This is a genomic window from Aurantiacibacter gangjinensis, from assembly GCF_001886695.1.
GTDB lineage: Bacteria > Pseudomonadota > Alphaproteobacteria > Sphingomonadales > Sphingomonadaceae > Alteraurantiacibacter > Alteraurantiacibacter gangjinensis.
This window is the reverse complement of sequence record NZ_CP018097.1, coordinates 809,570-822,398: the sequence shown is the minus strand read 5'-3', so window position 1 is coordinate 822,398 and position 12,829 is coordinate 809,570. Positions and strand designations below refer to the sequence as shown.

Annotated in this window: 14 protein-coding genes; 1 reads left to right on the top strand and 13 read right to left on the bottom strand. The window is 63.1% G+C overall.

What is annotated here, in order from left to right; all coding sequences use genetic code 11:
- Positions 1–16: 16 nt before the first annotated feature.
- The 13 genes from BMF35_RS04040 to glpX all read right to left on the bottom strand — a co-directional run bounded on the left by BMF35_RS04040 (position 17) and on the right by glpX (position 12,279).
- Positions 17–355, bottom strand: coding sequence for a P-II family nitrogen regulator (locus tag BMF35_RS04040; RefSeq protein ID WP_047007014.1), 339 nt, complete (start codon positions 353–355; stop codon positions 17–19).
- 162 nt (positions 356–517) lie between these two features.
- Positions 518–1,213 (bottom strand): endonuclease/exonuclease/phosphatase family protein, encoded by a 696-nt coding sequence (locus tag BMF35_RS04035; protein ID WP_047007013.1) that lies wholly within the window; start codon positions 1,211–1,213, stop codon positions 518–520.
- Positions 1,213–1,770: a pyridoxamine 5'-phosphate oxidase family protein gene (locus BMF35_RS04030; RefSeq protein ID WP_047007012.1), complete on the bottom strand. Its 558-nt coding sequence runs from the start codon at positions 1,768–1,770 to the stop codon at positions 1,213–1,215. The genes BMF35_RS04035 and BMF35_RS04030 overlap by 1 nt, the downstream gene beginning before the upstream one ends.
- A 256-nt stretch (positions 1,771–2,026) precedes the next feature.
- The gene (locus BMF35_RS04025; protein ID WP_047007011.1) at positions 2,027–3,571 is read right to left on the bottom strand and encodes a peptide chain release factor 3; all 1,545 of its coding nucleotides are present in this window, start codon (positions 3,569–3,571) and stop codon (positions 2,027–2,029) included.
- A gap of 5 nt (positions 3,572–3,576) precedes the next feature.
- Positions 3,577–5,988 (bottom strand): phenylalanine--tRNA ligase subunit beta, encoded by a 2,412-nt coding sequence (gene pheT, locus BMF35_RS04020; RefSeq protein ID WP_047007010.1) that lies wholly within the window; start codon positions 5,986–5,988, stop codon positions 3,577–3,579.
- Positions 5,985–7,088 (bottom strand): phenylalanine--tRNA ligase subunit alpha, encoded by a 1,104-nt coding sequence (pheS, locus tag BMF35_RS04015; RefSeq protein WP_047007009.1) that lies wholly within the window; start codon positions 7,086–7,088, stop codon positions 5,985–5,987. Before pheS ends, pheT begins: the two co-directional genes overlap by 4 nt.
- 76 nt (positions 7,089–7,164) lie before the next feature.
- Positions 7,165–7,524 (bottom strand): 50S ribosomal protein L20, encoded by a 360-nt coding sequence (gene rplT, locus BMF35_RS04010; RefSeq protein ID WP_047007008.1) that lies wholly within the window; start codon positions 7,522–7,524, stop codon positions 7,165–7,167.
- 17 nt (positions 7,525–7,541) lie between these two features.
- Positions 7,542–7,745: a 50S ribosomal protein L35 gene (rpmI, locus tag BMF35_RS04005; protein WP_047007598.1), complete on the bottom strand. Its 204-nt coding sequence runs from the start codon at positions 7,743–7,745 to the stop codon at positions 7,542–7,544.
- A gap of 132 nt (positions 7,746–7,877) precedes the next feature.
- On the bottom strand, positions 7,878–8,732 hold the full coding sequence (locus tag BMF35_RS04000) for a lung seven transmembrane receptor family protein (protein WP_052766059.1): 855 nt from the start codon (positions 8,730–8,732) through the stop codon (positions 7,878–7,880).
- A 111-nt stretch (positions 8,733–8,843) separates the two neighbouring features.
- Positions 8,844–9,623, bottom strand: coding sequence for an inositol monophosphatase family protein (locus tag BMF35_RS03995; protein WP_047007007.1), 780 nt, complete (start codon positions 9,621–9,623; stop codon positions 8,844–8,846).
- Positions 9,624–9,635: 12 nt separating this feature from the next.
- Positions 9,636–10,571, bottom strand: a complete 936-nt coding sequence (locus BMF35_RS03990; protein ID WP_047007006.1) for a ribose-phosphate pyrophosphokinase — start codon at positions 10,569–10,571, stop codon at positions 9,636–9,638.
- A gap of 187 nt (positions 10,572–10,758) precedes the next feature.
- The gene (locus BMF35_RS03985) at positions 10,759–11,202 is read right to left on the bottom strand and encodes a cupin domain-containing protein (RefSeq protein ID WP_047007005.1); all 444 of its coding nucleotides are present in this window, start codon (positions 11,200–11,202) and stop codon (positions 10,759–10,761) included.
- A 90-nt stretch (positions 11,203–11,292) separates the two neighbouring features.
- The gene (gene glpX / locus BMF35_RS03980; protein WP_047007004.1) at positions 11,293–12,279 is read right to left on the bottom strand and encodes a class II fructose-bisphosphatase; all 987 of its coding nucleotides are present in this window, start codon (positions 12,277–12,279) and stop codon (positions 11,293–11,295) included.
- 112 nt (positions 12,280–12,391) lie between these two features.
- Between glpX and BMF35_RS03975 the strand changes: the two genes are divergently transcribed.
- The gene (locus BMF35_RS03975; RefSeq protein ID WP_047007003.1) at positions 12,392–12,829 is read left to right on the top strand and encodes a hypothetical protein; all 438 of its coding nucleotides are present in this window, start codon (positions 12,392–12,394) and stop codon (positions 12,827–12,829) included.

Here is a 12,829-nt window from a genome sequence, read left to right as displayed (position 1 = left end):
TGGTCAGACCCCCTGGTCACAATGCGGTTTCGTCGGTTTCGCCGGTGCGGATGCGCGTGGTCGATGCGAGGTCGAGCACGAAAATCTTGCCGTCACCGATGCTTTGCGTGCTGGCGGTTTCGCGGATCGCCTCGACCACCTTTGGCGCCAGATCGTCGCTGACGGCGATCTCCAGCTTCACCTTAGGCAGCATGTTCACCGAATATTCGGCGCCGCGGTAAATCTCGGTCTGGCCTTTCTGGCGACCGAAGCCTTTCACTTCCGACACGGTCATGCCGGCGACGCCCAGTTCGGCGAGCACTTCGCGCACCTCGTCGAGCTTGAATGGTTTGATGATGGCGATGACGAATTTCACATCTGACCCCCATATTGGTCCCTGCGACAGACCGGGCACAGCCGGTTGTCATTGTGCAATGCACAAGACGTGCCAGACGCAATTCTCGCGATGCTGCGGGGTCAGGAAACTTAGTTTATTGCAAATTTGTGAACTGCCGCGCACAAAGCGCACGCAGGCTGCTCAATAATTGGGCAAGTCCAGCGTCACGACGATCGGCAGGTGATCGGATGCCTGCCGCGACAGCGCCGTCTTGTGCACTTTCGCCTCCACGCATTCCCAATGACCGGTGTGCATCACCCGGTCGAGCGGCAGGAGCGGACGGCGCGCCGGAAAGCTCGGCCCCGGCTGCACCATTTCCCAATGCGCGGCGAGGCCACGATCCCCGCCGATGGGGCGCACCCACTCATTGCAATCGCCCAGCATCACCGCCGGTGTTCCCGGCGCCCGGCTGGCCGTGCACAGATGCGCGAATTGCCGCTTGCGCCTGAGACCGGTGAGATCGAGATGCATGCCGGTGACGCAGATCGGCTGCCCGGCGACTTCCAGCTGTGCCCGCACCGCCCCGCGCGGTTCCAGCTGCGGCAGGTGCTCCGCCTCCACTTTGAGCACGGCAATCCCGTCTTTCACCAGCAGCGCGTTGCCGTGCCAGCCCATGCTCGCAGGCTTTGTCGGCCGCGAGACGATCTGCCAGCCGGCCGCCACCAGCTCCGCGCGGTCGAGCACGGCGCGGCGATTGCCCATGCGCAGGTCGATTTCCTGCAAAGCGATGATGTCGGCTTCCAGCTCCGCGATCACATCGAGGATGCGATCCGGATCGCGGCGGCGGTCGCCCCCGATGCCCTTGTGGATGTTGTAGCTGGCGAAAGTGAGGCGCATCAGCGCCCGTCTATATAGCGGTCGGTCGGTCGCGTCGGCAGGCCATCAATGCTGCTGGTGCGGCTCTTGACCTTGGCCTCCCATTTCTCCGGATCGGCCTGGGCGTGATATTTCTTCAGCGTTTCGCGCTCCGCCTCATAATCCATAAACGGCACGCCCCAGCCGCAGCTGGTCTGCACGCTCTCGACGGCAATATCGAAAATCTGCCGCGTGCCCGGCAGCAGCACGAAATGCGCCGAGAGCTCATCCCAGCCCTCATCCGCCGGCAGGACCGGCGTGCCCGTGCCGTAAATGCGCAGGATCAGCGCGGGCTGCTGGAAATTGCAAAACATGATGGTGATGCGTCCATCGGCCAGCAAATGGGCATTGGTCTCGTTCCCAGACCCGCCAAGGTCGAGATAGGCGACCCGGTCGGGCGCGATCACGCGGAAGGCATCGTAACCCTTGGGCGACAGATTGATCCGCGCATCGGCCGCAGCGGTGGCAACGAAGAAGACCGGCTGGCCCTCGATCATGGTGATATGCTTGTCGGTGAGCGTGTCGGTGAAGTCGGCCATGGACGCTTATCTACAATACATCGTCATGCCCGCGAAGGCGGGAATCCAGCTTTCTGATAAAACCGAGCGTGGAGACTGTCCTACACGCTCCGCAGATGCCACCGCCTGCCCGCTCTTTGAAATATTCGATCGACGTCGAACGACGAAAACTTTCGGCGAAGTGTCAACTTCGCTCGATCAGCGTAAACTCTTGATAATAGAACCAAATACCGCAAAAACCGTCATCGTCCCGATGTCGGCTTTGTCGACTTCGCGCCTACCGTTCCTTCGTGGCCGAAAACTTCAAGTCGGGGTTTTTCTCTTCCTGATAGCCGACATCCCACGCGCTCTTCGCCATGAAAACCATGTCGCCATCGCGGTCCTTCGCCAGATTGCCCTGGTTGAAACGCTCGAACTCCCTCAGCGCCTCGTCCGAGCCTTTCAGCCAGCGCGCGGTGGCAAAGGGGGAGGCTTCGAGATTGGCTTCCACCTTATACTCCGCCGACAGCCGCGAAATCAGCACGTCGAGCTGCAACTGCCCGACCACGCCGACAATGCTGGAACCGCCAATCTCGGGGTAGAACACCTGAATCACGCCTTCTTCCGAGAGGTCGTCCAGCGCCTTTCTTAGCTGCTTTGTCTTGGTGGGATCCTTCAACTGCACGCGGCGGAGGATTTCTGGCGCGAAATTGGGCAGGCCGGTAAAGCGGATCTTGTCCTTCTCGCTCAGCGTATCGCCAACCCGCAGAGTGCCGTGATTGGGGATGCCGATGATGTCGCCGGGCTCCGCCGTATCGGCAATCTCGCGATCCTGCGCAAAGAACAGGATCGGCGAATGCACCGCGATGGGCTTGCCGAGGCCCGAGGGCGTCAGTTTCATGCCGCGTTTGAACGTGCCCGACACCTGCCGCATGAACGCGATGCGGTCGCGGTGGTTCGGGTCCATATTCGCCTGCACCTTGAAGATGAAGCCGGTCACTTCGTCATGGTCGGGCGTAATCCGCTCTTCCCCGGCCGGTTGCGGGCGCGGCGGCGGGGCGTGGCGGGCGATGGCATCGATCAGTTCCTCGACGCCGAAATTCTTAAGTGCGCTGCCGAAATAGACGGGCGTCAGGTCGCCATTGCGATAGGCTTCAAGGTTGAATTCGGGATAGCCGGCCTGCGCCAGCTGGTATTCTTCCTCGTAATCCTCGGGAATCTCCGCATCGCCGTCGCGCTTGCCCAGATATTCCTTCGAACCGCCTTCGGGCCGCGCGACTTCGCCGGTGCGGAAATCGAGCAGGCCTTCGAACAGGCCGCCCATGCCGATCGGCCACATTTGCGGCGACACATCCAGCGCAAGCATGTCCGCCACCTCGTCCAGGGTCTCGAACGGGTCGCGGCCCTCGCGGTCCACTTTGTTGACGAAGGTAATGATCGGCACGCTGCGCAAGCGGCAGACTTCGAACAGCTTGCGCGTCTGCGGCTCGATACCCTTGGCTGCATCGATCACCATGATAGCGGAATCGACCGCCGTCAGCGTGCGATAGGTGTCTTCGGAGAAATCCTCGTGTCCCGGCGTATCGAGCAGGTTGAAGGTGATGGTCTCGCCCCCACCGATTTCGGCGAATTCCTTCTCGAAAGTCATCACGCTGGAGGTGACCGAGATGCCGCGCTGCTGCTCGATCTTCATCCAGTCGGACCGCGCCCGCCGCGCCTCGCCGCGCGCCTTCACCTGGCCCGCCTGGTGGATCGCGCCGCCCTGCAGCAGCAGCTTTTCCGTCAGCGTGGTCTTACCCGCGTCAGGGTGCGAGATGATGGCGAAGGTTCTTCTGTTTGACATGAGGCTCAGCCGCGCAGTTCCGCGTCCAGCTTGGCTGCGGCCGCGACCACCGCGTCGCTGATCGCCTTCAATTCCTCGTCCTTGAACGATTTCTCACCCGGCTGGAGCGTAATTTCGATGGCCAAGCTTTTCTTGCCGTCGGGCACACCTTGGCCTTCGAACACATCGAACACCCGCGCATCGACGATATTGGCCTTGTCCGCGCCCTTCACCGAGCGCAGCAAGTCTCCCGCGGCGAGATCGGCGGGCACGAGGAAAGCAAAGTCGCGGGTCACCGATTGCAGCGCCGGCGGCGCGTAGTCGGGCTTTGCAAAGCCTTGCTTCCCGCGCTTCGCCGGAATGGCATCGAGATACACTTCCACGGCGACCACCGGGCCATCGACATCGAAGGCGTCCAGCGTGGCGGGGTGCAGCGCGCCGAAACGGGCGAGCACATTCTTGGGCCCGAGCCGCAGCGTGCCGGACTGGCCAGGATGGAACTGGCCTCCAGCGCCATCCATCACCATCAGATTGCCGACGGGGGCACCCGCTTCTGCCAGCAGGGCTTCCGCTTCGGCCTTGGCATCGAAGGCATCGAAGGCCTGTGCTTTGCCGGATGCCCAGCCGCGCGGCGTCTTCTCGCCCGCCAGCAAAACGGCAAGTGTCGGACGCTCGTCGCTCACGCCGTCCTTGCCGCGCAAATAGCGGCGGCCGACTTCGAACAGCCGCGCCCCCGCGGCTCCGCGATCGGCATTGCGCTTGGCAGCGGCCAGCAGGCCGGGGATGAGCGAGGGGCGCATGGCCTTCATGTCCTCGCTGATTGGGTTGTCGAGCACCCACAGCGCCTCGCCATCGGCAGCGAAATGCTGGGCCTCACTCGTCGGAAGGAAGGACCATGTGACCGCCTCGTTCAGACCGCGCGATGCGGCGGCACGGCGCACGCGTCGCTCCAGCGCCTGCATCGGCGTGGCGGTGGGACGGGCGACGCCATCCATGCGGGGCAGGGCGACGCTCTGAACATTGCCGAGGCCATGGATGCGGACCACTTCCTCCACCAGGTCGGCTGGTCCCTCGATATCGTGGCGGCGGAGCGGGCAGGTGACCTTCCAGGCCTGCCCCGGACCCGATCCGGGGTCGACGGTAAAATCGAGGCGTTCGAGAATGGCGCGCTGCTCGGCTTCCGAAACGTCCACACCGCCCAGCCGGGCGGTCAGCGACGGGTCGAAGGCGATCACCTTCGGCTCGCTCGGCGCAGAACCGGCGCGCACGACCTCGCTCGCCTCGCCGCCGCAAATGCGCTGGATGAGGCTGGTGAGAATGGCGAGGCCATCGTCCAGGAATGCCGGATCCACTCCGCGCTCGAACCGCGTGCGCGCATCGGTGGCGAGGCCCAGCCTGCGCCCGGTCACGCCGATCCGCTCCGGATTGAAATAGGCGATCTCCAGCAGCAGGTCGGTCGTGCCTTCGGTCACGGAGGAGTCTTCGCCGCCCATGATGCCGGCAATGTCGTGCACGCCGTTATCGTCGGCGATCACGGTCATGCTGGAATCGAGCGTGTAGGTCTTCTCGTTCAGCGCGAGCACCTGCTCGCCATCCCTGGCGCGGCGGGCGATCACCGGGCCGGAGAGCTTGGCAAGGTCATAAGCATGCGCCGGGCGACCGAAAGCGAGCATCAGGTAATTGGTGATGTCCACCACCGCGCTGATCGGGCGCTGACCCGCAGCGATCAGGCGACGCTGCATCCAATCGGGCGAAGCGCCATTCCGGATGCCGCGCACGACGCGGCCGTAGAAAGCGGGGCAGCCTTCGGGATCGTCTGTGCGGATTTCGACCGGGCAGGGCAAATCGCCATCAATCGGCTCCGCCTCGACAGGTTTGAAAATCCCAAGCCCCGCGGCAGCCAGATCGCGCGCTATGCCATAAACACCCATGCAATCGGGGCGGTTCGGCGTGATCGCCACATCGAACACAGGCGAGGATTCGCTGTAGTCGGCAAAGCTGGTGCCGACAGGTGCATCGGCGGGCAGCTCGATAATGCCGTCATGCTGTTCACCCAGCTCCAGCTCGCGCACGGAGCACATCATGCCATTGCTCTCGACACCGCGAATGGCGCTCTTGCGCAGCTGCATGCCGTTGGCAGGGACGACCGCGCCGGGCAGGCCGAGCACGCCTTTCATGCCCGCCCGGGCATTGGGCGCACCGCAGACCACCTGCAGCGGCTCGCCGTCGCCCGTGTTGACGGTGAGCACCTGCAGCTTGTCGGCATCGGGATGCCTGGCAGCAGTCAGCACCTCTGCCACACGGAAGCCTTCCAGCTTTTGCGCAGGGTCTTCGATGCCTTCGACCTCGATGCCGATGGCGTTCAGCTTTTCAGCAATCTGGGCTGTCGTCGCCTCGGTTTCGAGGAAATATTTCAGCCATTCGAGCGAGAACTTCATGGCCGCGCTCCTACGCCTGCGGAGAGGGTCGGCTGGTCGAGATGGCTGAAGCCGTAATGCGCCAGCCAGCGCGTGTCGCCGTCGAAAAAGGCGCGCAGATCGTCCATGCCGTATTTCAGCATGGCGAGCCGATCCACGCCGACGCCAAAGGCGAAGCCCTGCCACTCATCGGGATCGAGCCCGCTCATTTCGATCACCCGGCGGTTGACCATGCCGCTGCCCAGCAATTCCATCCAGCCATGGTCCGGCGCATCGCCACTGCCGCCCAGTATGCGTTTGCCGTTCTCGATGGCGAAACCGACATCGACTTCGACGCTCGGCTCGGTGAAGGGGAAGTAGCTGGGGCGGAGCCGCAGCACGATGTCCTCGGTCTCGAAGAATGCTTTGAGGAAGGTTTCCAGCGTCCATTTGAGATGGCCGAGATGAATGCCTTTGTCGATCACCAGCCCTTCAATCTGGTGGAACATGGGCGTGTGCGTGGCATCGCTATCGCTGCGATAGACGCGGCCCGGGGCAATGATCCGCAAGGGCCCGCCTTCGGCCATCATAGTGCGCACCTGCACCGGCGAGGTATGCGTCCGCAATAGCATGCGTCCACCACTGGGGGCATCGTCCGGGAAATAGAACGTATCGTGCATAGCCCGCGCTGGATGGCTTTCGGGCATGTTGAGCGCAGTGAAGTTGTACCAGTCGTCCTCGATCTCCGGCCCGGTTTTTACCGCGAAACCGAGATCGGCGAAAATTTCCGCCAGCTCGTCCATCACCTGGCTGACAGGGTGCACGCTGCCTTTCGGCGATGCGGGAGCAGGCAGGGTCAGGTCGAGTGTTTCGGTCGCGAGGCGGGCTTCCAGCTCGGCCGCTTCCAGCGCGGCCTTGCGCGCCTCCACCGCATCGGCGACCCGCGCACGCAGGCCCTGAATGCGCGGGGCTTCGGTCTGCCGCTCTTCGGGCGTCATCTTACCCAGCGTCTTCATCAGCTGGCTGATCCAGCCCTGCTTGCCCAGCGCTTCCACGCGGATCGCTTCGACATCGGACACGCTGCCTGCGGCATGCAGCCGGGTCAGCGTTTCTTCGACCTGTTGTTCCTGATCGGTGCTCATGGCGGGTCTCTTAACGGGGCAAACAAAAAGCGCCACCCTCTCGGATGGCGCTTCTCGTATTTCAAAGGCTCGTCAATCAGGCGGGAAGCGCTTCCTTCGCCTGCTTGATGATGCCGCTAAAGGCTGCGCTCTCGTTCATGGCGAGATCGGCCATCACCTTGCGGTCCAGCTCGATACCGGCGAGCTTCACGCCGTGCATGAACTGCGAATAGGTGAGGCCCTCGGCGCGAACGGCAGCGTTGATGCGCTGGATCCACAGGGCGCGGAAATTGCGCTTCTTCACCTTGCGGTCGCGATAGGCGTACTGGCCGGCCTTTTCGACGGCCTGGCGAGCGACGCGGATCGTATTCTTGCGGCGACCGCGGTAACCCTTGGCCTGGTCCAGAATGCGCTTGTGCTTGGCGCGGGTGGTTACACCGCGTTTGATGCGTGGCATGGTCTATATCCTCCCTGTCACTTGAGCCCGTAGGGGGCCCATTTCTTGACGGCATCCCAGTCGGCCTTGGCCAGAACCTTGGTGCCGCGCTGCTGGCGGATATACTTCGCATTGTGGCTGATCAGGCGGTGGCGCTTGCCGGCGACACCATGCTTGACCTTGCCCGTGGCGGTGAGCTTGAAGCGCTTTTTGACGCCGCTCTTGGTCTTCAGCTTGGGCATTTTCATCTCCTTTGCAGAGACACGTCTGAGCCGGCCCTGGCAGCCCTATCGGCCAGGCAGGCTGGGAATCACGTGTCAGTGAAGGGCGCGCAGATAGCGAATCTGCGCGCGAATGCAAGCGTTCTTGCCGCCCTACTCGGCCGGATCGCCCACGACCTGTTCTTGCTTCTTCCCAAACATTCCGCGCCGCGCAGCTATCGTGGCGACGGCCAGTAGGACGAGGATGTATCCACCGAAGCCGAGCGTAAAGCCCTCACGGATAGAATCGCTGGAACCGAACGTCGTGAGGCGCTCCATGGCGCTCATCAGCATGCCTTTGGTTCCGAGGAAGTAGATGATCGCCCAGACGATACCCACCACGGTCAGTATCTCGCTCCGTCTGGTGGATTGCTCTTTGAGATAGCGGAAGATCGTCCAGCCCGCCGCGACCGGTACGATGAGCAGTGTCCAAGCCAGCGTCGCCACGATATCGAAATCACCCGCCACGCCGCGCAGCGTATTGCGATCACCCTCTGTCATCAACCAAGCGTTCTCGGCACGGTTGCGGGCGAATTCGGCGATATCGCGCCACTCCGCCGTACCGCCAAAAATGTAGCCGAGAAGCGATGTCGAGCCGCCCTCGCCATTGATGTCGATAGTCACGTAAGGCAACAGCAGGCAGGTGAAGAGCACAAGGCTGGCAATCACCATGCCCGGCGCGGCTTTAGCGCGCGCGATGATGTTCTGCGCGCCGTCGCCTTGGGCCAGGCGCGAAAGGCTGTCGCTTCCGCTTTGCAAGGCCGCGCCGAGGTCCGGACCGCCCGCGCCGCGCGCCAAGGGGTAGATTTCGCCGGCCGTGTTTGCATCGCCCGCCACGAAATCGACCTTCTCGCCGGGGCGGGGATCGCGATCGGCTTTCCAGTCCGCACGCGTGAATTTGTATCGCTCGCCATTGTCGCCGGTGATGGCGCCCTCATCCGAAGCGAAACCGAGCACTTGTCCTTGCATGATGTTCCCCCTGTCAGACAATCAAGGGGGAATAGTTTGCAAAGCCCAGTCAGGCTGTAAACCGCTTACTGATAAATGTTTGTTTTTCGGACACTTTGGCAGACGGATGGATCAGGTCCCGCCCATCGCTTCCAGCACATCCTCCAGCCGCGCGGGGTCGCCCAGCGCAAGAACCGTGCCGTCTGAACCTGCATGCAGCGGCTCGCCCGACCAGTCGCACATCAGCCCGCCGGCGCTCTCCACCACCGGCACGAGGGCCGCGTAATCGTGCAGCTTCAGCCCCGCCTCGCACACGACATCGAGATGGCCCGAGGCGAGGCAGGCGTAATTGTAGCAATCGCCGCCCATCACCATGCGCTTGTGATCGGTCTTGGCGGCCAGCATCATATAGATCTCGCCCTCGGCCTGGCTGAAATAATGCGGACCGGTCGTGGCAAGGCTCGCCTGCGCCAGTTCGCGGCAGCGACGGGTGGAGACGGGCTGGCCATTGAGCGTCGTGCCCTGCCCGGTCACGCCCAACCAGCGTTCGCCTGTGATCGGCTGGTCGATCATGCCCAGCACCGGGAAACCATCCACCAGCAGCGCGATGAGCGTGGCGAAGATCGGCCGTCCGGCAAGGAAGGCGGTCGTCCCGTCGATTGGGTCGAGCACCCATTGCCGACCCGAGACGCCATCCTTCACGCCAAATTCCTCGCCATGGATACCGTCACCCGAAAACTCCGCCTCGATCAGGCGACGCATTGCTTCCTCGGCGTTTCGGTCCGCAATGGTGACGGGCGAAGCGTCGGCCTTGGCTTCGCTCTCAATGCCTGAGCGGAACAGCGGCTGGATCTCGGCACGCGCCGCATCGGCGAGACGGTGCGCTAGTGCGATTTCGGCCCCGAGTTTCACAGCCGGTTCACCTTAGTCGAACAGCGAGGATACGCTGCTTTCGTCGGCGATGCGGCGGATCGCTTCGCCCAGCAGGGGCGCGATGGTGAGTTCGCGGATGCGGCCTGATTCCTTCGCCGCTTCGTTCGCCTGGATGCTGTCGGTGATGACAAGCTCTGTCAGCGCGCTCTTGTCCACGCGGGCAACCGCGCCGCCCGACAGCACGCCGTGGGTAATATAGGCAGCGACGCTTTTAGCGCCTTCATCGAGCAGCGCCTGCGCCGCGTTGCACAGCGTGCCACCCGAATCGACGATGTCGTCGATCAGGATGCAGGCACGCCCCTTCACGTCGCCGATGATATTCATCACCTCGCTCTCGCCGGGGCGATCGCGGCGCTTGTCGACGATGGCAAGGGGCGCGTTGTCCAGCCGTTTGGCGAGCGCACGGGCGCGCACGACGCCGCCCACATCGGGGGAGACGACCATGAGATCCTTGTCGCCGTAACGCGCCTGGATGTCTGCCGCCATGGTCGGCGCAGCATAGAGATTGTCGGTCGGAATATCGAAGAAGCCCTGAATCTGGCCTGCATGAAGGTCCACCGCCAGCACGCGGTCTGCGCCCGCTTCGGTAATCAGGTTCGCCACCAGCTTGGCCGAGATCGGCGTGCGCGGGCCGGGCTTCCTGTCCTGCCTCGCATAGCCAAAATAAGGGATGACCGCCGTGATCCGCTTGGCCGAAGCGCGCTTGAGCGCATCGATGCCGATCAGCAATTCCATGAGGTTGTCGTTGGCGGGGTAGCTGGTGGACTGCACGATGAACACATCCTCCCCGCGCACGTTCTCGTGGATCTCGATAAAAATCTCTTCATCGGCGAAACGTCGCACGCTGGCATCGGTGAGCGGTACTTCGAGATATCCGGCAATAGCGCGGGCGAGCGGCATGTTGGAATTGCCGGACATGATTTTCATGGATGCGAATCCTCAAGGGCTGACCTGTTAGGCAGGGCCTAGCGCAGAGTCATGGGAACGCAACATTGGCAGAGGGAGATTTCACCCACAGCATGCATGGCCGGCGCTGCGAGACAATAAGGAACCGGGCGATGAGGTGTTCTGGCAGACAAAGGCGGCGCAAGCCGAACGATGCAATTCCCCAGCGCTAATCGTGATCGCCCATCACGACATGGCTGACGATCAGCACAACCGGCGTCTCTCCTTCATTGGCCCACCAATGGGTTAGCGTATGCGGCTCGGTCGCGATATCGCCTGCGGTGCGCATGATCGGCATGCTGCAGTCCGATCGAAACTCCATGGCAACCCCCGTAAGGACATGCGCAAAACCGGGCATATCACCATGGGCGTGGAGTTCGAGGGTGCCGCCCGGCGCGATGGTGACGCGCCTGTATTGCAGCACGCCCTCTTCGCCGGTCACCTGAGCCAGATCAACGGCCGGACCGTTCACGACCTCGACATCTGTCGACTCGCTAGGCCCCTCTAACACGACATCGGCGCGCGACTGGTCAGCGGGACATGTTTCCGCCAGCGCTGCCGATGGCAAGGCGATCATCAGTCCGGAGAAGGCCGCATATGCGAGAGGCTTCATTGTCAGGCATCCATCAGTGGGGTTCGCGCAAGATTGCTAGTGAGTCGCGCAACGGCGAACAACTCCCCTTCCCGCCTGATGGAAACGGCCTTAAATCCGATGCTCGCCTTTCACGTAGCGCACGGTGCCAGAGCTCGCGCGCATCACCACGCTTTCAGTGGTCATCACACGGTTGCCTGCAGGGCGTTTCAGGCGCTTGACGCCTTCCAGCAGCGAGCCATCGGTCACGCCCGTGGCGGCGAAGATGCAATCGCCTTTGGCCAGGTCGTGGAGTTTGTATACGCGGTCGAGGTCCTCGATGCCCCATTTGCGGGCGCGGGCGCGTTCGTCGTCGTTGCGGAACACGAGTTTGCCGTTGAACTGGCCGCCCACGCAGCGCAGGGCTGCGGCTGCCAGCACGCCTTCGGGCGCGCCGCCTTCGCCCATATACATGTCGATGGTGGTTTCCTGGTCGGTGGTGGCGATCACCCCCGCCACGTCACCATCGCCTATCAGCACAACGCCGCAACCGATTTCGCGCAGCTCCGCGATCAGCTTGGAATGGCGCGGGCGGTCGAGGACGCAGACGATGATTTCGCTTGGCGCAACGCCTTTGGCGGCAGCCACGGCTTCCACATTCTCGCGCGTCGAGCGTTCCAGCTGGATCACGTCGTCGGGATAACCCGGCCCGACGGCGATCTTCTGCATGTACACATCGGGCGCATTCAGCAGGCAACCTTCCTCGGCGGCGGCCAGCACGGCGAGCGAGTTGGGCCCGGCCTTGGCGGTGATGGTGGTGCCTTCCAGCGGATCCAATGCAATGTCGATCTTCGGCCCCTTGCCCGGAGCGCCGCCGACCTTCTCTCCGATATAGAGCATGGGCGCTTCATCACGCTCGCCCTCTCCGATTACCACGGTGCCATCCATGTACAGCGTGTCGAACGCCTTGCGCATGGCTTCCACGGCGGCGGCATCAGCTGCCTTCTCGTCGCCGCGCCCCACAAGGTTTGAGGCGGCAATGGCTGCAGCTTCGGTCACACGAACCAGTTCGAGCACGAGGACGCGGTCGAGCACGCTTTCGGTTTTATCGGAATTCATAGGTAATTCAGGCTCCCATCTGAATGTGCGGGCCATCCGTTAGGTGGAGGGGGGCGCATTGTCGAGATTGGCACCTTGGTTTTTTGCGTTGCTGGCCTTGCCGACCGGGGCGATGGCGCAAGAGGTGTACGGCCCCGCCGATCCCAATGCGGTGACGGATGAAGACCCCGCCGACATCCCGCTGATGCAGGCAGAGCTGTGCGAGGAGACAGTCCGCGAGGATGGCACCATCGTCGTGTGCCGCGAACGACCCGAGACCGAGCGCTATCGCTCTCCGCTGCCGCGACCGGTGCAGTCCGACAGGCGGCACGTGCCCGGCCTCACCGACCCGCCCTGCTGGGTCAGCAATCCAGAGGCGGTCGGCACGCTGGCCTGTATGCGCATGGGCTATGCACCGGAACCGGTGCTGATGGTCGATCTCACCCAGTTTCCCGAAGACCTGACGGCGGAAGAAGCGGCCGCCATCGTGGAAGTGGCTCCGGAGGAGCCGGAGGAAGGCGCGCCGACCGAGAGGCGCCGCATCCCGATCGATATTACCGAGGACGAATAA

Coding starts and splice junctions, on each gene's coding strand:
- BMF35_RS04000 (WP_052766059.1), bottom strand. CDS start 8,732: ATGCAAGGACAAGTGCTCGGTTTCGCTTCGGATGAGGGCGCCATCACC.
- BMF35_RS04030 (WP_047007012.1), bottom strand. CDS start 1,770: ATGGCCGACTTCACCGACACGCTCACCGACAAGCATATCACCATGATC.
- BMF35_RS04035 (WP_047007013.1), bottom strand. CDS start 1,213: ATGCGCCTCACTTTCGCCAGCTACAACATCCACAAGGGCATCGGGGGC.
- glpX (WP_047007004.1), bottom strand. CDS start 12,279: ATGAATTCCGATAAAACCGAAAGCGTGCTCGACCGCGTCCTCGTGCTC.
- pheT (WP_047007010.1), bottom strand. CDS start 5,988: ATGAAGTTCTCGCTCGAATGGCTGAAATATTTCCTCGAAACCGAGGCG.
- rplT (WP_047007008.1), bottom strand. CDS start 7,524: ATGCCACGCATCAAACGCGGTGTAACCACCCGCGCCAAGCACAAGCGC.
- rpmI (WP_047007598.1), bottom strand. CDS start 7,745: ATGCCCAAGCTGAAGACCAAGAGCGGCGTCAAAAAGCGCTTCAAGCTC.
- BMF35_RS03985 (WP_047007005.1), bottom strand. CDS start 11,202: ATGAAGCCTCTCGCATATGCGGCCTTCTCCGGACTGATGATCGCCTTG.
- BMF35_RS03990 (WP_047007006.1), bottom strand. CDS start 10,571: ATGAAAATCATGTCCGGCAATTCCAACATGCCGCTCGCCCGCGCTATT.
- BMF35_RS03975 (WP_047007003.1), top strand. CDS start 12,392: ATGGCGCAAGAGGTGTACGGCCCCGCCGATCCCAATGCGGTGACGGAT.
- BMF35_RS04025 (WP_047007011.1), bottom strand. CDS start 3,571: ATGTCAAACAGAAGAACCTTCGCCATCATCTCGCACCCTGACGCGGGT.
- pheS (WP_047007009.1), bottom strand. CDS start 7,088: ATGAGCACCGATCAGGAACAACAGGTCGAAGAAACGCTGACCCGGCTG.